Annotated in this window: 18 protein-coding genes and 1 tRNA gene; 12 read left to right on the top strand and 7 right to left on the bottom strand. The window is 71.5% G+C overall.

The features are described from left to right. Positions 1-67: 67 nt before the first annotated feature. Positions 68-730: a response regulator gene (locus tag AW274_RS16375; protein ID WP_062432522.1), complete on the bottom strand. Its 663-nt coding sequence runs from the start codon at positions 728-730 to the stop codon at positions 68-70. Further along, a complete protein-coding gene (locus AW274_RS16370) occupies positions 727-2223 on the bottom strand; it encodes an ATP-binding protein (protein WP_063813392.1) in 1497 nt (498 codons plus the stop codon). Before AW274_RS16370 ends, AW274_RS16375 begins: the two co-directional genes overlap by 4 nt. Before the next feature lie 88 nt (positions 2224-2311). Here AW274_RS16370 and AW274_RS16365 point away from each other — a divergent pair, with 88 nt between their 5' ends. The 3 genes from AW274_RS16365 to AW274_RS16355 all read left to right on the top strand — a co-directional run bounded on the left by AW274_RS16365 (position 2312) and on the right by AW274_RS16355 (position 4442). Then, positions 2312-2587, top strand: a complete 276-nt coding sequence (locus AW274_RS16365; protein ID WP_062432516.1) for a muconolactone Delta-isomerase — start codon at positions 2312-2314, stop codon at positions 2585-2587. Between the two features lie 108 nt (positions 2588-2695). Continuing rightward, complete coding sequence (locus AW274_RS16360; RefSeq protein ID WP_062432513.1) at positions 2696-3490, top strand: methylenetetrahydrofolate reductase; 795 nt, start codon at positions 2696-2698, stop codon at positions 3488-3490. 40 nt (positions 3491-3530) lie between these two features. Continuing rightward, positions 3531-4442, top strand: a complete 912-nt coding sequence (locus tag AW274_RS16355) for a hypothetical protein (RefSeq protein WP_157520325.1) — start codon at positions 3531-3533, stop codon at positions 4440-4442. A gap of 3 nt (positions 4443-4445) precedes the next feature. On the opposite strand, the gene AW274_RS16350 is transcribed toward AW274_RS16355, so the two are convergent. After that, a complete protein-coding gene (locus AW274_RS16350) occupies positions 4446-5540 on the bottom strand; it encodes a zinc-dependent alcohol dehydrogenase (protein WP_062432507.1) in 1095 nt (364 codons plus the stop codon). 121 nt (positions 5541-5661) lie between these two features. On the opposite strand from AW274_RS16350, the gene AW274_RS16345 reads away from it, so the two are divergent. Further along, entirely contained in the window at positions 5662-6951 is a 1290-nt protein-coding gene (locus AW274_RS16345; RefSeq protein ID WP_062432504.1) for a phenylacetate--CoA ligase family protein, read from the top strand. Between the two features lie 3 nt (positions 6952-6954). Here the strand turns inward: AW274_RS16345 and AW274_RS16340 are convergent, their stop codons facing one another. Beyond that, positions 6955-7743 carry an IclR family transcriptional regulator gene (locus tag AW274_RS16340; RefSeq protein WP_062432502.1) on the bottom strand — a complete coding sequence of 263 codons (789 nt, stop codon included), beginning with the start codon at positions 7741-7743 and terminating at the stop codon, positions 6955-6957. A 192-nt stretch (positions 7744-7935) separates the two neighbouring features. Between AW274_RS16340 and AW274_RS16335 the strand changes: the two genes are divergently transcribed. Beyond that, positions 7936-8769 (top strand): SDR family NAD(P)-dependent oxidoreductase, encoded by an 834-nt coding sequence (locus tag AW274_RS16335; RefSeq protein ID WP_198169248.1) that lies wholly within the window; start codon positions 7936-7938, stop codon positions 8767-8769. 12 nt (positions 8770-8781) lie between these two features. Further along, on the top strand, positions 8782-10107 hold the full coding sequence (locus tag AW274_RS16330) for an MFS transporter (RefSeq protein ID WP_062432499.1): 1326 nt from the start codon (positions 8782-8784) through the stop codon (positions 10105-10107). Here AW274_RS16330 and AW274_RS16325 read toward each other — a convergent pair. Further along, positions 10091-12799: a COG1470 family protein gene (locus AW274_RS16325; protein WP_062432496.1), complete on the bottom strand. Its 2709-nt coding sequence runs from the start codon at positions 12797-12799 to the stop codon at positions 10091-10093. The two genes, AW274_RS16330 and AW274_RS16325, sit on opposite strands and share 17 nt — an antisense overlap. A 384-nt stretch (positions 12800-13183) precedes the next feature. Between AW274_RS16325 and AW274_RS16320 the strand changes: the two genes are divergently transcribed. Further along, a complete protein-coding gene (locus AW274_RS16320) occupies positions 13184-16648 on the top strand; it encodes a WD40 repeat domain-containing protein (RefSeq protein ID WP_157520323.1) in 3465 nt (1154 codons plus the stop codon). 452 nt (positions 16649-17100) lie between these two features. Here the strand turns inward: AW274_RS16320 and AW274_RS16315 are convergent. After that, positions 17101-17177, bottom strand: a tRNA-Pro gene (locus tag AW274_RS16315). An 83-nt stretch (positions 17178-17260) separates the two neighbouring features. On the opposite strand from AW274_RS16315, the gene AW274_RS16310 reads away from it, so the two are divergent. Then, positions 17261-17677 (top strand): hypothetical protein, encoded by a 417-nt coding sequence (locus AW274_RS16310; RefSeq protein ID WP_062432490.1) that lies wholly within the window; start codon positions 17261-17263, stop codon positions 17675-17677. Here the strand turns inward: AW274_RS16310 and AW274_RS16305 are convergent. Continuing rightward, positions 17674-17907, bottom strand: a complete 234-nt coding sequence (locus AW274_RS16305; RefSeq protein ID WP_063813463.1) for a DUF6458 family protein — start codon at positions 17905-17907, stop codon at positions 17674-17676. The genes AW274_RS16310 and AW274_RS16305 overlap by 4 nt on opposite strands. A 92-nt stretch (positions 17908-17999) precedes the next feature. Here AW274_RS16305 and AW274_RS16300 point away from each other — a divergent pair, with 92 nt between their 5' ends. The 4 genes from AW274_RS16300 (at position 18000) to AW274_RS16285 (ending at position 20589) form a co-directional block, all read left to right on the top strand. Next, on the top strand, positions 18000-18566 hold the full coding sequence (locus AW274_RS16300; RefSeq protein WP_062432484.1) for a hypothetical protein: 567 nt from the start codon (positions 18000-18002) through the stop codon (positions 18564-18566). Further along, positions 18566-19093, top strand: a complete 528-nt coding sequence (locus AW274_RS16295; protein ID WP_062432481.1) for a hypothetical protein — start codon at positions 18566-18568, stop codon at positions 19091-19093. Before AW274_RS16300 ends, AW274_RS16295 begins: the two co-directional genes overlap by 1 nt. Positions 19094-19098: 5 nt before the next feature. Continuing rightward, positions 19099-19290 carry a hypothetical protein gene (locus AW274_RS16290; protein ID WP_030450147.1) on the top strand — a complete coding sequence of 64 codons (192 nt, stop codon included), beginning with the start codon at positions 19099-19101 and terminating at the stop codon, positions 19288-19290. 99 nt (positions 19291-19389) lie between these two features. Further along, the gene (locus AW274_RS16285) at positions 19390-20589 is read left to right on the top strand and encodes an exonuclease domain-containing protein (protein WP_062432477.1); all 1200 of its coding nucleotides are present in this window, start codon (positions 19390-19392) and stop codon (positions 20587-20589) included. The last annotated feature ends 3 nt before the right edge of the window (positions 20590-20592 follow it).

Raw genomic sequence — 20592 nt, 5'->3', positions numbered from 1 at the left:
GTTACTCAGACCGGGCCGGACGGGGATCGCCCTAATGACGGGGCCCGGCTACGTCCAATGACGTAGCTCAGCTCGGCGGGGCGACCAGTCCCTCGCGCATCGCCACCAGGACCGCCTGGGTGCGCGAGCGCAGCCCGAGTTTGCCCAGCAGGTTGCTGACGTGGGTGCGCGCGGTGCGCTCGCTGATCACCAGCTCGGCGGCGATCTCCCGGTTGGAACGCCCCTTGGCGACCAGCACGAGCACGTCGCGTTCGCGGCTGGTCAGCGCGGCCACACCCGACTGCGGGGAGCGCATCTTCTGGGCCAGCCGCCGCGCCACGGCGGTGTCGAGGAAGACGTCGTCGTTGGCGGCGGCGTAGATGGCGGCGGCCACCTCGGAGGGCCCGGCGTCCTTGAGGAGGTAGCCGGCCGCGCCGTTCTCCAGGGCGGCCTGGACGCGTTCGACCTCGCCGAAGCTGGTGAGGATGACGACGCGCACCTCGGGGAAGCGCCGGGCGATCTCGGCGGTGGCCTCGGCGCCGTCCATCTTCGGCATCATCAGGTCCATCAGCGCGACCCCGGGCAGCGGCCGGCCGCGCACCTTCAGCGACTCCAGGAGGTCGAGGGCCTCGCGCCCGTTGGCGGCCTCCCCCGCGACCTCGACGTTGTCGAGGGCCTCCAGGTAGGCGACCACTCCCCGGCGCACGACCGCGTGGTCGTCGACCACCAGCACCCCGATGGTCTCGCTCATGTGATCCTCAGCGCTGGTATCTCGGCCGGCAGCGAGGCCGGGAGGGGGAGTTCGAGCCGGACGGAGGTGCCCCCGCCGGGTTCCGAGCCGATGGTGAGCCGTCCCGACCAGCGGGCGGCGCGTTCGCGCATGGTGGTCATGCCGAAGCCGCCCTCCCCCTCGGCCGCGGCGTCCAGGCCGCGTCCGTCGTCGGCGACCTCGCAGACCAGCAGCCTGCGGGTGCCGCGCCCAGACAGGCCGACGGTGATCGTCACCCGGCCGCCCCGGGAGTGCTTGACGCTGTTGTGCAGCGCCTCGGCGATCACCCGGTAGGCGTCCTCGCGCAGCTCGGCCGCCAGGTCGTCGAGGTCGTGGCGAGGGTCGTCGACGGTGACGGCGACCTCCAGCCCGGTACGCCCCATCGTCGACTCGGCCAGCAGGAACAGCGCCGCCGCCAGCCCCTGGTCGGCCGACGGGGTCGGATGCAGGTCGGTCACCATGACGCGCAGGTCGGTGAGCACCGCCTTGGAGATCTGCCCGAGCTCCCCCGCCACCCGCACCACGTAGCCGGAGTCGACCGTGGGCCCGCGCCCCGACGTCATGCCGAGCGACTCGGCCTGCATGCCCATCGAGAACACGTGCTGCACCACGGAGTCGTGCAGGTCGCGGGCCAGCCGCTGGCGTTCCTCCCGGCGGGCCACCTCGCGTTCGCGCTCCAGCATCGCGGCGTAGTGCACCGCCATCGCCGCCTGGTCGGCCATCGCCAGCAGGAAGTCCAGGGCGGTGCCGTTGATCTCCTGGCCGGGGGCGTAGAAGGCGTTGAGGATGCCGACCGGTTCTCCGCGCACCAGCAGCGGCACGCTGGCGAACCAGTCCCATTCGGGCTGGCGCATGTGCTCGCGCAGCGGCTCCCAGGCCGGGTCGGCCATCACGGCCGCGTACCTGCCGGGCACCACGACCGGCAGCCGCGAGGTGAAGGCGTCGATCATGCGTAACTCGGCCCCGGCCTCGGCGCAGTCGAGCAGCAGGTCGAAGAAGTTGGCGGCGTAGGCGAAGCCGGCGCTGCCCATGACCTGGAACCGCGCGCCCGCCGCGTTGACCGTCATGATCTGCACGCTGGCCAGCGCGTCGGCCTCCAGCACCTCCCGGGCCAGCGCGTCGAGGGTGCTGCGCAGCGAGGGGTCGCCGCCGACCCGTCCGGCGGCGCTGGCGATGGCCGCCAGCCGCCGCTGGTGCCTGCGGCTCTCGGTGACGTCGCGGAAGACGACCAGCCGTTCCCGGCCGGTCAGTTCTCTCATCTGGTACGCGAACTCGCGCCCCGCCCCCCATCCGACCACGCCGTCGTCCGTCCCGGCGGGGAAGGGGGACTCGGCCCCGACCAGGTCGGCGATGCCGCAGAGCGTGCGGGCGGCCGGGTTGGCCTGGACGAACCGGCCCCGCTCGTCGATGACCGCGACGCCGTCGGGGACGCGCTCCAGCAGCGTGGTCGCGTCGAAAACCGGTCTGCCGTCCACACCGCCCAATGATGCCGCGCTTCGCCGGGGCAGGCACTACGTCATTTGTCCCATACGCCGGCTCCGCCGCCGGTCTAGCGTCGACCGCATGGAATTCCTGGTGCGCTTCGAGACCCGGCTCCCCGACGGCATGGACGAGGCCGAACGTACCCGGCTGAAGCAGGCCGAACGGGCCCGCGCCCTGGAACTGCGCGAGGAGGGCGCCCTGAAACGCCTGTGGCGGGTGCCCGGACGACGCGCCGTGATCGGCCTGTGGGAGGCCCCCGACGCCACCGCCCTGCACGACGCCCTGGCCTCGCTGCCGCAGTGGCCGTGGATGGACGTGACGGTGGAACCGCTGGCCACACACCCGCAGGAGGCGTAGAGCGCCTACGTCACTTGTCGCACGCGAGTGCCGTCATCCGCGCCGTTCCCGGCGCGGCCACGCTCCCTAACGTCGGCAGGGAACCGCCGTTCCGTCAGGAAGGTTCCCATGTACGCCATCAGCTACGAGATCCTCCCGTTCCGGGACGCGGAGGAGTCGGTCCTCACGCACGTCCCCCCGGCGGTGCCGTTGACGGTGACCGCGACCGAGGCCAAGGGACTCGGCCCCACGCTCGACCTGGCGGTGCGGCTGACGGGCAGCGGCTACACCGTCTCCCCGCACCTGGCGGCCCGCCTGGTCCGCGACGAACAGGAATTGACCGACATCGTGGCCCGCCTGAAGGACGGCGGCGTCGACGGCGTCTTCGTCATCGGCGGCGACGCCCCCGAACCCGCCGGCCGGTTCCCTGACGCGCTCTCCCTGCTGGAGGCGCTGGCGGAGACGGGACACCACTTCCGTCGCGTCGGGATAGGCGGCTACCCGGAAGGCCACGGGACGATCGATCGGGAACTGATCGACCGCGCCTTGGCGCTGAAGACCCCGCACGCGACACACGTGATCACCCAGATGTGCTTCGACGCCCGGACGACGTTGGCGTGGGCGCGGGACGTGCACCTGCCGGTCGTCGTGGGCCTGCCCGGGGCGGTGACGCGGCAGAAGCTGATCCGGATCTCGGCCGGGCTGGGCCTGGGCCGGTCGGCCCGGTTCCTGCGGAAACAGCAGAACCTGGCGTGGCGTCTCCTGCTGCCCGGCTACCGCCCGAACCGGCTGATCGCCCAGCTCGCACCACACGTCGGCGGCCTGATCGCCGGGTTCCACCTGTTCACGTTCAACGAACTGGCGAAGACCGAAGCCTGGCGCCGCTCACTGCCGGAGCCCGATTCTGTCGGAGCCGGACGGTAGCTTCGCGCCACATTGGATCTTCACCAGCTGGAGGGACGACGTGGCGCGAGCGGTGCGCAGCCTCGACGCCGAGGTGCACGTCTACGACCGGAGGTTCGAGCTCGTCTTCGGCGAGGAGTGGGAGGCGGGCGGCGAGGGGCACGGCCGGGTCGAGGCGCGCGCCGGGCATCTGCGGGTGCACAGCTCCGACGACGACCATCTGCCGTCGGTCCGGCTGGAGGCGTGGAACGCCGAACCCGGCACCGCCGACCCCTCCTGGCAGCAGGTGGGCACGGCGACGCTGGAGACGGAGACCGGAATCGTGCGGCTCCCCGACCCGGTCGGCGCGGAGGAGGCGCTGTTCCTGATCGGTCCGCCGCTGTTCGAGTACCGGGTGGAGGTCTACACCAAGGACGCGCACCTCCTGCTGTCGCGGACCGGTCGCGAGAAGTGGCTGCTGCGCTTCTGGCCCGTGCGCGACGCCTACGATCCGCGACGGCATCTGCGCCCCGCGCCGTACACCTCCGACGGCAGCGGCATCGACGATCCCGGCCCCGGTCCGGTGCCGTTCCCCGTCCCGGTCTCGGAGGCCGCCGAATGGCCGGCGATGCGGCCCCACCCGCTGCCGCAGGTGGTTCCGGCCTCGCCCGACGGGCACCGGATCGCCGAAGAGCTCAATCCCGAGCGGGCCCACACCACCGGCTCGCGGAACCACCTGTTCACCCCCGCTCTGGACGCCGAACCGGGCACCACCTGCCGGGTGTGGCAGTGGGTCGACGCCGACGGCGACGGGCCGCTGGGCGCGATGGCGGCCTACCGCCAGGTCCTCGCCCACGACGTGGTCAACCGACGGATCTTCGTCACCGCCCTGGTGACCGTGCTGCGGCGCGACGGCGACTGGTACGACCTGCGGGGAGCCGAACCGATGGAGGCCGCCAGGGTGCTCTACGCCGAGCGGGCCTGGCAGGGCTGAGGTTCACGGGTGCACCGAGACGTGGATCGCCGTCCCGCCGGCCAGCGTCTCGATGGCCTTCACCGTCTCCTCCAGCCCGAACGAGTGCGTGTGGAGCTTCTCCAGTGCGAACCGGCGGGACTCGATGAGGGCGATGGCCTCGCGGTAGGCGCGGTGGTCGACGCCGTAAGCGCCGACCACGGTGAGCGCGCGGTTGACGATGACGTCGGTGCGGAGCGGGATCTCGCGGTCGCCCTTGAGGCCGGCCAGCACCACCCGGCCGCCGTGCCGGGCCGACAGCAGCGCGTCGGTGACCGGCTCGGCCGCCATCGGGGTCAGTTCCAGTACGACGTCGGCCAGGTCCCCGCCGGTGAGCTCGCGCACCCGTGCGACGGTGTCCTCCTCGTCGGCGACGATCGTGTGGTCGGCGCCGAACTCCCGGGCCAGGGCGAGTTTGCGGGCGTCGGCGGCCAGGCCGGTGACGATGACGCGGCCCGCTCCGGCCGCGCGGGCGGCGATGACCGAGCACAGGCCGCGCTGGCCCGCGCCCAAGACCAGGACCGTGTCCCCCAGGCTCACCCGGCCCAGGTGGCAGGCCCAGCGCACGCCCGCGCCCATCGGGTTGAACAGGGCGGCGACCTCGGCCGGGAGCCCGGGGTCGATCGGGTGCACGATCGTGCCGGGTGACAGGTACATGTACTCGGCCAGGCCGCCCCAGAGCGACGGCGCGACGTCGATCCCGGTGGCGCCGTGGTTGTACCTGCGGTTCGGGCACGACTGGTAATGGCCGGCCAGGCACCTCCGGCAGGCGTGGCACGGCACGATGATCTCCACGGCCACCCGGTCGCCGGCCCTGACGCCCCAGCGTCCGGCGGCGCGGTCGCCGATCTCCTCGACGACGCCCATCGCCTCGTGCCCGGCCACGAACGGCACCGGCCCGCCGCCCTCCTGCCCCATCGGGCGCAGATGGCCCCGGTAGATCTCGACGTCGCTGCCGCAGACGCCGTTGGCCTCCACCCGCAGCAGGCCGTCGTCGGGCCCGACGACCGGCCGGGGGAACTCGCGGACCTCGATGACGCCGGGGGCGGCCTGGACGGCCGCGCGCACTGTGTCTGCCATACCCGCCAGCCTGAGCAGCCCCGGAAGGGAAGTCGACGCGGCTTCCACGACGCGAAAGTCGTATCGCGGGCCGCGGCGGCCGCTGGGCATCATGGGTGCACCTCCCTGGAAGGACCCCCACGTGACCACAACTGGCTTCGTCGCGGACGAGGACCGGGACGCCGTCACCGCGACGCTCCGCGCGCACCTGGCGGGGCTGCCCCGGCGCTCGCCGTTCTACGCCGACCTGTTCGCCGCGCACGGAGTCGACCCCGCGACGCTGGTGAGCCTGGACGACCTGCGCAAACTGCCGTTCACCGACAAGCGGACGCTGCGCGACTCGCAGGCGGAGGCGCCGCCGCTGGGCCGCCACGCGGGTGTCGACATGGTCGAGGTGATCCGGGTGCACGCCTCCACCGGCACCACCGGACGCCCGAGCTGGGTCGGCGTGACCAGGCGTGACTCCCAGGCGTGGACGGAGATGACGGCGCGGGCCTTCGTCACGATGGGCGCCCGGCGCGAGGACGTCGTGCTGCACGGCGCGGGGCTGACGTTGTTCGTGGGCGGCCTGCCGATCCGCGACGCGCTGGAACGCATCGGCTGCACGCTGGTCCCCATCGGCACCGGCGCCACGCAGCGGGCCGTGCTCGCCCTGGAGACCCTCGGCGTCACCGCCCTGCACGCGACCCCGTCCTACATCCGCTACCTGGGCGAGCACCTGCGCGAGCAGGGGCGCGACCCGCGCGGGTTCGGCGTGCGGAAGGTGTTCGTGGGCGGCGAGCCGGGCGGCGGGGAGCCGGCGTTCCAGCGGCACATCGAGCGGGAGTGGGGGGCGCGCGTCACCGAGGGGCTCGGCAACGCCGACATGGCGCCGGTGCTGTTCGCCGAGCCGCCCGGCGCGGGCGGCATGCGCTTCACCGGCGGGCGGCACGTCGTGGTCGAGCTGATCGACCCCGACAGCGGCGAGCCCGTCGACCCCGAGCCGGGGGCGTCCGGGGAGCTGGTCTACACGTCGGTCGACCGTGAATGCTGCCCGCTGGTGCGTTTCCGCACCCGCGACCGGGTGCTGGTGACCGGCCGGGCCGCCGACGGCGCGCCGCTGATCCGGTGCGTGGGGCGGACCGACGACATGCTGATCGTGCTCGGCGTGAACGTGTTCCCGACCGCGATCCGCGACATCGTGCAGACGTTGCATCCGCGCACCAGCGGCGTGGTGCAGATCGTGCTGCCCGGTCCCGGGCCGAGGGTGGAGCCGCCGCTCAGGGTCGAGGCCGAGCTCGGTGAGGCGTCCGGCGACCCCGACGTGCTGCGCCGGGAGATCGAGGAGCTGATCCGGGCGCGGCTGAGCGTGCGGGCCTCGGTCGAACTGGTGCCGCCGGGCTCGCTGGAGCGTACCGAGATGAAATCCCGCCTGACCCGCATCGGCGGCTGAGGCTCACCGGTTCGGCGCGCGCCTGGCCTCGCGGGCCGCGAAGTGCGCGGCCGAGGGCGCGCCCAGCGCCCGGGAGATGCCGCGGGCGGTCGTGGTCAGCGCCGGCACGAGGGAGTGCGGCGAGGCCGAACCGCTGGGCAGCGTGATGCCGACCGCGGCCACGACCCGGTCACGGGCCCCGCGGATCGGCACCGCGACCGCCATCACGTCGTAGGTGAGCTGGCTCTCCACGATCGCCACGCCCGACTTGCGCACCTCGGCGAGGAAGTGCCGCAGCGCGTCGGGATCGGTGAGCGTGTTGACGGTGTACGCGCACAGTTCGGACGCCAGCACCTCCTCCTGGAACTCCTGGCTGGAGTGTGCGAGCAGCACCAGGCCGGTCCCGGTGGCGTGCATGGGCCAGCGTCCGCCCAGGCGGCTCGGCACCGGCACGGTGTCGCGCGCCCGCAGCGACTCGACGTAGATGACGTCGTGGCCCTCGGGCACCCCGAGGTGGATGTTGGCGTGGGTGGCGTGCTGGAGGTCGTGCAGGAACGGCAGCGCGGTCTCGCGGAGCTGGCCGCCCTGGGGCGCGAGGGTGCCCAGTTCGAGGATGCGCAGGCCGATGGTGTACTTGCCGTCGGCGTGCCGGGACAGCGCGCCCCAGCAGCGCAGTTCGTTCACCAGCCGGTGGGTGGTGCTGAGCGTGAAACCGGTCCGGCGGCTGATCTCGCTGAGGGACAACGCCAGGTTCTCGGTGTCGAAGACCCCCAGGATGGCGAGCACCCGCTGCGCCGACGTCAGGACGGTCATGTCCTCACCTGTCCGTCTAAGTTACGCGCCTGTTGACCGAGGCTACCCAAACACACCCGCTCGCAATACCTGGACTTCCACGCAGCGGAAGTCGGCTCGACCGCCCTCCGCCCGATCGTCATAGTCGGTTCTCAGCCGGACGTCTGAGGCTCAGCGGGGAGGCCGGCCCTCCCTCCCGGAAAGGAGCTTCCGTTGACGTACGCCGATCCGCTGAACGATCCCTTCACCGGCTCAGGGGCGCGGTGGATGGACGGCCGGGCCGCCCTGGTCACCGGAGCGGGCCAGCAGGGCGCGCTGCCGGGCGTGGGGTACGCCGTGGCCCGGGTGCTCGCCGGGCACGGCGCGCGCGTCGCGGTCCTGGACCGTGATCCGGAGGCCGCCGCGCGCACCGTGAAGCTGATCGACCGCGACGGCGGCGAGGCCATGGCCGTGCTCGCGGACGTCACCGACGACCGGCAGGTCGCCGACGCCGTCTCGGCCGTGAGGGAGCGGCTGGGCGGGCTCGACGCGGTCGTCAACAACGTCGCGGCCGGTGACCCGGACGGGGTCTTCGACGTGACGCCCGACCGGTTCGCCGCGTTGATGACGGTCAACCTCACCTCCGCGTGGCAGGTCATGCGGCACACCGTGCCGCTCCTGCCGCGCGGGGGCGCGATCGTGAACATCTCCTCGGTCACCGTGGCCGCCCGGGGTCCCGGGATGGTCTACTCCGTGGCCAAGGCCGGGCTGGAGAACCTGACCGACGGGGCGGCCGCCACGCTGGGCCCCCGCGGCATCCGGGTCAACTGCGTCCGGGTCGGCATGATCTGGGGGTCGTTCGCCGCGGCGAACCTGCCCGAGGAACACCGCGAGCCGCGCCGCGAGGCCACCGGGCTGCGTACCGAGGGCACCGCGTGGGACGTCGCCCAGGCCGCGCTCTTCCTGCTCAGCGACCGCGCCCGGTGGATCTCCGGACACACCCTCACCGTCGACGGCGGACCTTCCGGCGCCACGCCGGTCGCGGCGCCATCCACCCCCCTGCCCTGAGGAGCGACGCCAATGGCCCAGCACAGCACGACCAGACCGACCTCGATGAAGGGCGTCTTCGCGGCCAGCTTCATCGGCACCTCGATCGAGTGGTACGACTACTTCATCTTCGGCACCGCCGCCGCGCTGGTCTTCCCCCGCTTGTTCTTCACCGACTCCTCGCCCGAGGCGGCCACGCTGGCCTCCCTGTCGGCGTTCGCGGTCGGTTTCCTGGTACGCCCGATCGGCGCGGCCGTGGTCGGCCACTTCGGCGACCGCATCGGCCGCAAGTCGATGCTGGTGCTCACCCTGATCCTGACGGGCGGCGCGACGTTCCTGATCGGCACCCTGCCGACGTACGCGGCGATCGGCCTCGGGGCGCCGCTGCTGCTGGTGGCGCTGCGCATGATCCAGGGCTTCGGCGTGGCCGGCGAGTGGGGCGGCGCGCTGCTGATCTCCACGGAGAACGCCGGCCCGCGCAACCGGGCCTTCTACGGCAGCTTCGCGCAGTTCGGCGTGCCGGTCGGGGTGCTGCTGTCGAACCTGGCGTTCCTGGCCGTGGCCGGGCTGCCCGACGAGGACTTCTTCTCCTACGGCTGGCGTATCCCGTTCCTGCTCTCGGCGGTCCTGGTCGTGGTCGGCTTCGTGATCCGGATGCGGCTGCGGGAGCCGGAGGCGTTCGCGAAGGTCAAGCGGGCCAAGGCGGTGGAGCGGGTGCCGTTCAGGGAACTGCTGCGGCGCCACCCGCGCAACCTCGTTCTGGCCGGTCTGGCCGCCATCGCCCCGCCCGCCGTCGGGTACGCCGTCACCGTCTACATGCTGACGTACGGCACGCAGGTGGCCGGCTTCGAGCGCGGCACGCTGCTGACGCTGGTGCTCGCCTCCACGTCGGTGTGGATCCTGGCGATCGTCGTGTCGGCCCGCCTGTCAGACCGGTTCGGCTCCAAGACGCTCTACGTGATCGGCGCGATCACCGCCGTGATCTGGCCGGTCCCGATGTTCGCCCTCGTCAACACCGGGGAGACCGGCCTGGCGCTGGTCAGCTTCCTGGTCGCGGCAATCGTCCAGGGCATCATGGCCGGCGCGCAGGGCGGCCTGTTCACCGAGCTGTTCGACCTGAAGGTGCGCTACAGCGGCATCTCGGTCGCCTACGCCATCGGCGCGACCGTGGCCGGCGCGGCCACTCCCGCCTTCCCGGCCATCTACGCCGCCAACGGCTCCTCCACCCCGGTCGCGCTGTTCATCGCTGGGCTGGGACTGGTCAGCCTGATCGCGGTGCTGGGCGTGAAGAAGGTCCCCCACGAGACGGAGACGCCCCTGTCCGCAGTGGTGCCCGAGCGGATCAAGACGACGGAGTAGAGGTGGACGTTCTGACCGTGAGGGTGCCGGTGGCGGCCGGGACGTCGGCGGTGTAGGTGGCGCCGGCCGTGGTGATGGTGGCGGTGAAGACGTCCCGGGAGAGCAGGCCGTTGTCCGTCACGGTGGCCCGGAGTGTGGCGGGGGTGCCGTTGAAGGTGCCGGTGGTCTCCAAGACGGCCTTCTTCCCGGAGGCGATCATCCAGCTGGCCTTACCGCCGATGAAGACCTTGGTGCCGTAGGTGAGGGTGGTCGTGCCGAAAGGACGGTCGCCCAGGTAGAAGAGGGAGGAGGCGAGCAGGACGGTGGTGCCCGGCTGGGTGGCGCTCCTGGCGTTCGGCTCCCGGGATCTGCCCAGGGCGGAGCCGGTGAGGGTGGCACCGGGGTCGTAGAGGGCGAGGGTCGACTCGACCGCGGGGGCGGTGAAGAAGCCGCCGTCCATGGTGACGTTCACCGACCAGAGGTCGGCGGGGGCGTCGAGCCGGATGGCGGCGTCGCCCGCCGCGTCGAAGGTCGCCGTCCGGACGAGGGAGCCGCCGCCGAGCGTGGGGGTCAGGGTGACGGTGACGCCGGCCTTGGTGAGGTCGCCGGGGTGGCCGTCGTCCTCCTGGACCGCCTTGAGGGTCAGGGTCGCGCCGGACGCGGCCTGGGTGCCGGCGCCGGTGACCGTGATCGTCGCCTTTTCGGGGTTCACGGTGAACGGCACGATGGCGGTGCCGCCGCGGTGGAGCGCGTCCTCGCGGGTGTGGACCCGCATGAAGTCCGTACCGGGGTCGCCGGCCCAGGTGGCGCCGGCGATCCCGGCCGCGTCCGTCGTGGCCTCTAGGGATTCGCCGCCGATGCTGAAGGTCACCGGTTTGCCGGCCAGGGGCTGGGCGGTGATGCCGTCGCGGATCGTGGCGGCGAGCTGCGCCGGGTCGGAGTAGTCGCTCGACGTGTCGCCGGTGTAGGTGAGGACCAGGGGACGTTTCACGACGTCGGCCAGGAACGTGTAGTCGGTCCGGACGTCGGGGTCGGTGGTGCTGCGGCCGGAGGCCCGCAGGGTGGTGCGGTCGTACAGGATGCCGGTCGGGACCGTGACGTTGATCACGGCGGTGGACGGCGTGTCCGGGCTGAGGGTCATCGTGTCCGTGGTGGCCGACCAGCCGTCGGGCCCGTACACGGTGAACTCGAAGGTGTCACTGGCCTCACCGGTGTTGCGCACCGGGAAGGTGAACTCGAAGGTGCTGCCGAGTGCGACCGTCGGGTGGGGCGCGTTGCCGTCGCTGCGCGCCGGGTCGATGAGGATGCCGGGGCCGCGCACGTCCAGGTAGGCCAGGAAACGTTTCTCATTGGAGGTGTCGGCGTAGGACGGGCGGCCGATCGCCCTGACGGCGACCTTGGCGGGGCTTCCGTCGGCCCAGGCGGCGTTCATCGTGCGCAGTACGGTCCGGGTGTCGGTGGGGTTCCAGGCGTCGGTGTCGCTCCCGCCGTAGCAGGTCCCGTCGTCCTCCGGGGCGTCCTCGTCGGTCCGCCCGTCGCCGTCGTCGTCCGCGCCGTTGGCGGGGTCCTCCCCCGATCGGCCGTCCTGGTCGTCGTCGACCTCCATGAGGTCCTCGTCGATCCGTCCGTCGCCGTCGTCGTCCCTGCCGTTGGCGGCCTCCTCGCCTGATCGGCCGTCCAGGTCCTCGTCGTAGCAGCCGGGGGTGCGCGCGCCGTCCGGCCGGATCAGCTCGACCCCGCGCTTGGACTCGTCGCCGCTCCGGGCGTTGCGCTCGTCGATGCGCCAGACCACGACGCCGCTGTCGGAGGCGTTCGTGTCGTAGGTGCCCGGGGCGGGATCACGCGCCTCCACCAGGAAGTAGTCGTCGGTGCCCTTCTCCGGGTCGTACAGCAGGTACGCCTGGCCGATGGAGGAGGCGGACAGGTCGACGTAGCCGTCCTTGACGGCCACGATCGGCTTCTGGCCGCCCAGGTGCATCTTGTGCCAGATGTTCGGTTCGAACCACACTTCGCCCTGAGCACAGGTGGACGAGGCGAGGTCCAGGCTGCCGACGCCGAACCCGTACAGGTCGTGCATGTCGAAGGCCTGGTGGGCGAGCTCGTGGGCCAGGGTCAGCCGGTTGGTCGCGGTGCCCGAGTCCGCGGTTTCGAACGCGACCCTCTTGCCGTCCAGCTCGCGGCCCGGCGCGACAGCCTTGGTCTGCCCGCACCCGTCGGTGCCGGGGCGGGAGGTGAAAATCGTGGAGACGGCCAGCTCGGAGTCCTCGACCGCGCCGTCGCGGTCGGTGTCGTACCGGGCGAAGTCGACGAACGGGTCGGCGAGGTCCATCATCCGGCGACGGCGCTCCGCCGGGTCCTGCGCGAGGGCGGGCCCGGATGCGCCCAGATCGACCACCACGACGCCGTTGTTCTGCTTCCCGAAGGTCTCCACCACCGGGACGACGGTGGCCTGGACGTTGGCGAAGAAGTAGTTCGTGACCGTCCCGAACGTGGTGTGCGGGAAGAACCTGTCCTCGATGCCCTGTTCGGTGGTGCCGGCCAGGTCGTTGAACGTCGCGTAGACGACCAGCAGCGGGATCGGGAGATCGCCTCGGTCCTTGAACAGGGGTGCGTGGGGCCGGTCCGGGTGGGAGAAGTCCGGCGCGGGGTGCGGATAGCTGACCGCGGCATGGGCGGGCGGAGCGACCAGCAGCCCGGCCGCCAGGAGAGCCACGACGACCCCGGCAAGCGACCGTGACCACCTGCGACCGAGAGCGGACCAAGCGAACATTGAGCGCCTCCAGCCTCGACCCGGCGCGGATCACCCGCGCTCGCCATCGTGGTCGCGGGGATCCCGGCGCGCATGAGTAGCCCCCTACTCAACGAGGCCGCCTTCCTGCTGCACACCATTCCCGCATCCGTGGCAAGCGGGGCCGGCCGTTCCTTGCAGATCGCTCGTCGCCCTCTGAGGCACCCCGCCTGGGCACAGTAACGTCGCACGTGCGGTGCTCGATGAGCCCATGCGGTCCTCCGACGCCAGGGAGATGCGGCCATGGCCACGAAGAGGCCCTCCAAACGGTCACGCCGCCCCATGCTCTGGCCCCTCACCGCCCTCGCGATGTCTGCTCTTTTCGTCCTGTTCGTGGTGGTCGACCTGCCCACCGGCGACATGCTCGCGAGCGTGCTCAGCTTCTTCGCCACCTGCGTCACCCTCGGCCTCACCGTGGCCGATCGCCGCAGCAACCGGCCTCGGCAGGCGCCGGCCGGAGAACTCGCCGGCGATCTGGCCCAGGACCTGGCCGCACGGCTGCGGGAGGAGATCGTCGGCCGCTCTGACGTCAAGGTGCTGAACAATCCTCATCTGCTGCCCCTGTCATGGACCGGCGACGACGGGACCCAGACGTACCGGCTCCGCCGCGGGGTCATGGCTAGCGGCGAACTGCTCGCCGCCGAATACCTGCGCGTCTCCGGCGGCCGACTCGTCGTCTTGGGCGAGCCGGGGTCGGGTAAGAGCGTGCTCGCGCTCCTCCTCACGATGGGCCTGCTGCACCGCGAGTCCCCCGTCCCGGTGCCGGTCCTGCTCACGGCGGCGTCCTGGAACCCGGTCGAGCAGGACCTGGACGACTGGATCGTCGGCACCCTGGCGACCTCCCACTACTCCGGCGACCGCCGGGTCCCGCAGGCCCTCTTGGACGGAGGTCTCCTCCTGCCGGTCATCGACGGCCTGGACGAGATCCCGGAGGCCGCGCGGCTCGACGCCGTCGAAGCCATCAGGGAGACGATCGGCTACGAGCGGCCGGTCGTGATCACCTGCCGGGCCGCCGAGCACGATCAACTGATCACTCCGGGCTCGCCGATCCTGAGCCGGGCTCCGGTCGTACGCATCCATCCTCTGCGGCGCGAGGACGCGCAGGCCTACCTGCGCAAGGTCGACACCGGCCGGCTCACCGCCGTCCTCGCGGAACTGGACGCCAATCCGGAGGGCCCGGCGGCTCAGGCGCTGTCCACCCCGCTGATGGTGAGCCTGGCCCGGACCGCCGGCCGGCGGCGGGCGATCGACCTGTCCGGCCGCGACTCGCGGGCGGCGGTGGAGGACGCACTGGTCTCCGCGGTCGCCGAGCCCTCCTCCCCCGGCGCGAACGCGTGGCTGATCTTCTTGGCCCGCCACCTGCGGGCCCACGGCGAACGCGACCTGGCCTGGTGGCTGCTCGCGCCGCGCCTGGTCTCGCCGTGGGCGGTCACGGCGCTGGCGCTGTGCGGCGGGGCCCTGCTGACCACGCTCGCCACGGCCTGGATGCTGGTCTTCGGCGGCGGACGCGACCTCAACCAGACCCTGGCGATCGGGGCCGCCATCGGCGCCGGTTTCGCCGTCCTCGTGATGGTCGCCTGGTACGTGGGCGGCGTCAGCGTGCCCGGCAGGCTTGTCTTTCAGACGACCGGCTCCGCCAGGCGGCTACGGCAGGGAGCCGTCACCGGTCTGGGCCTGGCGGCGATCCCGACGGTGCCCGTCCTGATCGGCTTGGCCGGGGTGATCACGTTCGCCTACGGCTGGACGCCCGACAACGCCGGCGTCTACCTGTCCTGGCTCGCCAGGGGCATGGCCTTGACGGCGGTGGTCGCCGTGGCGCTGGCCGCGTACCGCTGGCCGAACGCCCCGCCGAGCAGCGCAGAGGCCTCCGACCCGGCCGCGTCGCTGGCCGGCGACCGGCGCTCCGCACTGACCGGCGCCCTGGTCGTCGGCGCTGTGGTGGGGGTCGGGCTCGGCCCCGCACTGGTGGCGAGCCAGGTGGCGGTCAGACGACTCCAGTCGGTGGTGACCGGCTGGAGCGGAGAACCCGGCCTGGCCGAGATCGCCGCGATCGAGAACAGCACCGGCTGGAGCCTTCCGGTGGTCGTGCTGCCGGGCCTGGTACTCGCCGCGCTCACCCTGCTGACCCGCGCCTGGCCGCGATTCCTGTGGGCGCGATGCGTGCTGGCCGTCCGCGGGCGCCTGCCGTGGCGGCTGATGCGATCGCTGGAGGAGGCGAACCAGGCGGGCCTGCTGCGCGTCGCCGGAGGGACCTACCAGTTCCGGCACCTGCGCCTCCAGGAGTGGCTGGCCACCAGAACAGGAACCGAACCCGGCACCCGCAGGCCCCGTCTGCGGCTGCCGGCGGCCGCCCTGTTCGCCGCGCCGATCCTGACCGGCGCCGTCCTTTTGGCCTCGCTCCCCTCCGACACCTCGACGGCGACGCTCTACGTCGGTGATCGCCCTCCCTGGTACTTCACCGACGACGGGCGGGCCCTGGTCACCTCCTCCCCCGACGGCAAGGACCTGCGCGTCTGGGACATCGGCGAGGGCCGCTGGCTGGATCTCCCCCTCCGAGGCATGGACGCGAAAGACCTCGCACTGTCCGTGAGCCCCGACGGGAAACTGTTCGCACTGATCTCCAACGAGCGGCGGTCGGTGACGATTCTGGACGCCGCGACGAGCCGGCAGATCAGCACCTGGACACTGCCTCCTCCAGAGTCCGGAGTCGACACGCACTTCGTGACCTTCAGCCCCGACGGCACTCTGGCGGCCGTCCAGCGGACGCCGACCTACACCCTGTACCTGTGGGACGTACGCACCGGCCGGCAACTGGGCGGCCGGCTGGCCGAGAACGCGCAAAGTGTCACCTTCACCGCCGACAGCGCCCTGCTGACCTCCGGCATCCGCTCCGACGAGCAAAGCGGCCTCAACCTGCTCCGGATCTGGAACGCCCGCACCGGCGAGCGGCTCGACCGGGATCCGATCCGGTACGGCTGGGGCGACACCCCGTACCACGACCCCAGAGGCGACCTGCTGGTGGCGAACCTGCCAACGGGCGACACCCAGCTGTGGAACCTCCGCACCGGACAACCCGCCGGACCCCCGCTTCGCGGTGTCTACCGCGTGCGGGGCGACCACCTCGTCAGCCAGGCGTCCGACGGCGTCCGGACCCGGCGTCTGCGCGGCGAGCCCGGCATCCGGCATTTCCACGACCTGCGGGCCCACTCCCTCAACGGAACGACGCTGGCCGGTGTGACCGACCGGGGCGAGGTCCGCGTGTACGACATACTCACCGGGCAGGAGACCACCCGCTTCGATCCCGGCCTGGGTCCAGATCCGACGCCTACCCTGCACCCCGACGGCCGCACCCTGGCGCTGAGCACGGCCGACGGCCGCACCCTGTCGTTGTGGGACCTGCCGAGTCGACGCCGGATCGCCGACCTCGACTGGGGCGACGCATACCTGTCCTTCGGCGCCCAGACCGTACTCATGGAGCGCCGCGAGAAGCGGGACAGCGAAGTGATGACGCTGGACGTCTTCAATCTTCAGACGAGGAGGAGCGTCTCCCTGCCGCCACACCGCGGCCCCGCCGATCTCAGCCCCGACCGCAGCCTGCTTGTGGTCCTGACACCCGACGATCGTGCGATGGAGGTCTGGGAGGTGGCCACGGGAAAGCGGCTGGCCGTACTGACCGGCCACACCGGCGAGATAGTGGACTACCGGTTCAGCCCCGACGGAACCACACTCGCCTCCAGCGGCGCGGACGGGACCATCAGAATCTGGCGGTGGTGACGCTGCCGGTTGCGGTTGGTAGCAGGTCACCGGCTCGTGGTGCGGATCTTCCCGCCGCACCGGGCACCCTGGAGGCGACCCCGATCCCTTCACAATTCGACTGCCGCCAGACCTTCCGGAACCCGTAGACGCCGTCATCGTCCAGAAGCTTCAAGGGCCTGGCAACCTCGTCTTCTGCCGCGAAAGCGGAACACCATTCGACCGCTGGACAGTCCTGCGGGAGTTCCAGAAGATCACCAAGCGTGCGGGACTGGGAGAGTCACGGCACAGCTTCGTCTCCATCCTCAGCGCCCATGACATTCGATTGGAGGACATCAGCGGCCTGGTAGGCCAGGGACAAGATCTTCAAGAAGCGGACGACGTCCGCACAGCCCACCGGCTCCCCGTTTGGCTCCCGAAAAACGGAAAAGGGGCTCCGGATATCTCCGAAACCCCTTACGACCAGCCAAAACTGGTCGGGACGACAGGATTTGAACCTGCGACCCCTTGACCCCCAGTCAAGTGCGCTACCAAGCTGCGCTACGTCCCGTTCCCTGCTTCGTGCCCCTCAGGCACGGAACAACCTTAGCGCAGATTCGCGCCCCGCGTGCACCGACGCGTAGTGTTGCGATCATGGGAAGGCGCCCACAGGTCGATCACGAGGAACTGGCCAGGCTCTCCGCCAACGGCTGGTCCAACGCCGACCTCGCAGCCCACTTCGGCGTAACGGAGTCGGGCATCCTCCAGGCCAAACGCGCCGCCGGCCTGTCGAAGCCCATGACCGACCACTCCGCGGCCCTCCCCTGGAAGCTGGCCAGGCCCCATTCCCAGTCCGGCCCGGCCACCAACCTGCGCAACCTCTCGGCCGCCGCGCAGGGCAGGCCCGTGGCGAAAGAGAAGATCAACACCGCGATCCGCTGGGCCACCCGGCTCGTCGAGAACGGTCTCGACATCGCCTACGACCAGGAGAAGGGCTTCCACGAGGTCGAGGCCGATGGGGCCTCGCACATCGAGAAGGTCCTCCGGTCGGCCCAGGAGAGGCTTGGTTAGAGCGTCCGGTCCCGCATGTCGACCGCGTTGACCAGGTCGTCCTCGACCACCTGATCCGATGACGTGCGGCGTCGCCGGGCCAGGAGGCCCGTCACCACGCCGCTGATCACGCCGACGCACATCATGATCCAGCCGATCGCCTGGAGGTCGAAGCCGGGCGCCTCCCACTTCACGGCGAACGCCAGCACCGCCCCTACCACCACGAAAGCCAAACTGGCTCCAAATCCCATAAGGATGCCGTCTACCCGGCAATTCATGGGTTACGCCCTCATTTCACGGGCAGTCGGGCTGTCGAACACGAAGCAGACAGCCGGAGGCAGACATGAGCGCCATCGCATGGGTGGTCGTGGTCGTAGCCGTCGTCGTGGCGCTGGGAGCCATCGGGTACGTCGTGGCGGGCCAGAGCCGGCGGCGCCACCTGCAGGACCGATTCGGCCCCGAATACGACCGCGTCGTCCAGGAGACCGACAACCGCAGGGACGCCGAGCAGGAGTTGCTGGCCCGTGAGGCCCGCTACGCCGACCTCGACATCCGTCCCCTCGACGCCGAGGCCCGGGACACGTACGCGAAGAAGTGGCGGGAGGTGCAGGAGCGGTTCGTCGACGCGCCGAGTTTCGCCGTCACCGAGGCGGACGCCCTGGTCACCGCCGTCATGGCCGATCGCGGCTACCCGACGGACGAGTTCGAGGAGCGGGTGAACGTCCTTTCCGTCGGGCACGCCGGGACCCTCGACCGCTACCGCCAGGCCCACCAGATCAGCGGCCGGGCCGCCCGGCAGGAGGCCACCACCGAGGATCTCCGCCAGGCCATGGTCCACTACCGCGCCCTGTTCGACGAGCTTCTCGACGACGTGCACGCCCACTCTCCCCGCAAGGAGGCCGATCACTGATGACCACGTTTAACCCTTACGACCGTGACAAGACGGCCGAGACCGACAAGGACGACGTCCTCGCCGACGACCGTCACCACGACGACAAGCTGGTCGCCTCCGACCTGGTCCCGGAGCCCCGGCACACCGACGACCTGACCGACGACGACCGCAACGCCGAGAGCGCCCCGGTGGGCGTGGCCGGCAGCGCCTCGGTCACCTCGCCCGACGCCGTCGACGAGGCCCACCGCGACACCGCGGGCGACCTGTCCGACGCCGAGGCCCCCACCCAGGACACCACGGAGGCCACCACCGTCGACGACATCGACTTCGACGAGCGCTGGCGGGACATCAAGGCCGCGTTCGTCGACGACCCGCGCGAGTCGGTCGAGAAGGCCGACGCGCTGATCGACGAGGCCGTCTCGGCCCTGGCGAACAAGCGCCAGTCGCTGGTCGACCAGTGGAAGAACTCCGGAACCAACGACACCGAGCAGCTCCGGCTCGCCCTGCGCGAGTACCGCGACCTGTTCGACCGGCTGAAGGGATAAGTCACATGCTGGCCATCGCCGCGGCGGTCGTCTTCGGGATCGCCTTCCTGCTCGATCTGCTCAACGCCGACATCGGCATCGGGCTGACCGCACTCATCGCGCTCGGGCTCTGCCTGCTCGCGCTCCACCAGGCCGGCATCGGCACCGCGAGCGTCGGCAACGGCGGCTCCTGGCGCCGGGGCCGGGTCCGCAGGTAAACCCGTCCAGAAGAATCGCCGCGCGGCCGCTCAGGGCCGCGCGGCTTTCTTTTTTCTTTACGGCTCCGCCTGCCCTGCGGCCATGAAACGCTCTGCCATATGCGCGGATATGCCGTCATCGATGTGGAGACCACGGGACTTCGCCCGTCCTGGCACGACCGGGTGGTGGAAATAGGCGTCGTCCACCTCACCACGAATGGCGACATAACCGCCGAATGGACCACATTAATCAACCCCGAACGCGACCTGGGACCCCAGCACATCCACGGCATCACCTCGGCCGACGTCCGGCACGCCCCCACCTTCGCCGCCGTCGCGGGCACCGTGGTGACCCTGCTCGAAGGCCGGGTCCCGGTGGCCCACAACCTGCGTTTCGACTGGGATTTCCTCCGGTCGGAATTCGAGCGCCTGGGCGCCTTTCTCCCCTACGCCGACGGCGTCTGCACGATGCGCGAATCGGCGCATCATCTCCCCGGCCCGCCCCGCACCCTGGCGGGCTGCTGCGAAATGGCGGGAATCGCGCTCGGCGACCACCACGAGGCCCTCTCCGACGCCCGCGCCGCCGCCGGCCTGCTCCGCCACTTCTTACGCGCGGGCGGCGGCCCCTGGTCCGCCGACCCCACCCTGACCTGGCCCGACCTGCCCGTCACCGAAGCGGCGCCGGCGCTGCGGGGCGTGGCGGCCCGGCGGAACGTGCACTTCCTGGGCCGCCTGGTCGACCGGCTCCCCCGCCCGGTCGCCAGGGCCGAGGCCGACACCTATCTGGCCCTGCTCGACCGCGCCCTGCTCGACCACCGCATCTCCGCCTCCGAGGCCGACTCCCTGGTCGACCTGGCCGCCCGCCTCGACCTGTCGCGGGCCGACGTCGACCGGCTCCACAACGACTACCTGGCCGCCCTGGCGGCCGCCGCCCGCGCCGACGGCGTGGTCACCGACGAGGAACGCCACGAACTCGACCTGGTCGCCGATCTGCTGCACCTGCCCCGGGCCCGCGTCGACGTGCTGCTGGCGAGCACTGCCGCCCCGGAGGAGGTCCGGGAGCGTTTCCGGCTCCGCCCCGGCGACCTGGTGGTCTTCACCGGCGAGATGGACCGGGGCCGCGAGTACTGGGAGGACCGGGCCAGGGAGGCGTCGATGGTGCCCCACGGGAACATCACCAAGAAGGTCCGCCTGCTGGTCGCGGCCGACCCCGACAGCCTGTCGGGCAAGGCCAGGAAGGCCCGCGAATACGGCATCCCGATCGTGACGCCGGAGTCGTTCGAGCGCATGCTGGCGGCCGGGAAAACCCGTCGCCCCTGACCG

This window comes from Herbidospora daliensis, assembly GCF_001570585.1.
In the GTDB taxonomy this organism is placed as follows: Bacteria; Actinomycetota; Actinomycetes; order Streptosporangiales; family Streptosporangiaceae; genus Herbidospora; species Herbidospora daliensis.
The sequence above is the reverse complement of the archived record's forward strand: the minus strand, read 5'-3'. Positions and strand labels throughout refer to the sequence as shown.

Coding starts and splice junctions, on each gene's coding strand:
- AW274_RS16375 (WP_062432522.1), bottom strand. CDS start 730: ATGAGCGAGACCATCGGGGTGCTGGTGGTCGACGACCACGCGGTCGTG.
- AW274_RS16365 (WP_062432516.1), top strand. CDS start 2,312: ATGGAATTCCTGGTGCGCTTCGAGACCCGGCTCCCCGACGGCATGGAC.
- AW274_RS16360 (WP_062432513.1), top strand. CDS start 2,696: ATGTACGCCATCAGCTACGAGATCCTCCCGTTCCGGGACGCGGAGGAG.
- AW274_RS16350 (WP_062432507.1), bottom strand. CDS start 5,540: ATGGCAGACACAGTGCGCGCGGCCGTCCAGGCCGCCCCCGGCGTCATC.
- AW274_RS16340 (WP_062432502.1), bottom strand. CDS start 7,743: ATGACCGTCCTGACGTCGGCGCAGCGGGTGCTCGCCATCCTGGGGGTC.
- AW274_RS16330 (WP_062432499.1), top strand. CDS start 8,782: ATGGCCCAGCACAGCACGACCAGACCGACCTCGATGAAGGGCGTCTTC.
- AW274_RS16320 (WP_157520323.1), top strand. CDS start 13,184: ATGTCTGCTCTTTTCGTCCTGTTCGTGGTGGTCGACCTGCCCACCGGC.
- AW274_RS16310 (WP_062432490.1), top strand. CDS start 17,261: ATGGGAAGGCGCCCACAGGTCGATCACGAGGAACTGGCCAGGCTCTCC.
- AW274_RS16305 (WP_063813463.1), bottom strand. CDS start 17,907: ATGGGATTTGGAGCCAGTTTGGCTTTCGTGGTGGTAGGGGCGGTGCTG.
- AW274_RS16300 (WP_062432484.1), top strand. CDS start 18,000: ATGAGCGCCATCGCATGGGTGGTCGTGGTCGTAGCCGTCGTCGTGGCG.
- AW274_RS16295 (WP_062432481.1), top strand. CDS start 18,566: ATGACCACGTTTAACCCTTACGACCGTGACAAGACGGCCGAGACCGAC.
- AW274_RS16290 (WP_030450147.1), top strand. CDS start 19,099: ATGCTGGCCATCGCCGCGGCGGTCGTCTTCGGGATCGCCTTCCTGCTC.
- AW274_RS16285 (WP_062432477.1), top strand. CDS start 19,390: ATGCGCGGATATGCCGTCATCGATGTGGAGACCACGGGACTTCGCCCG.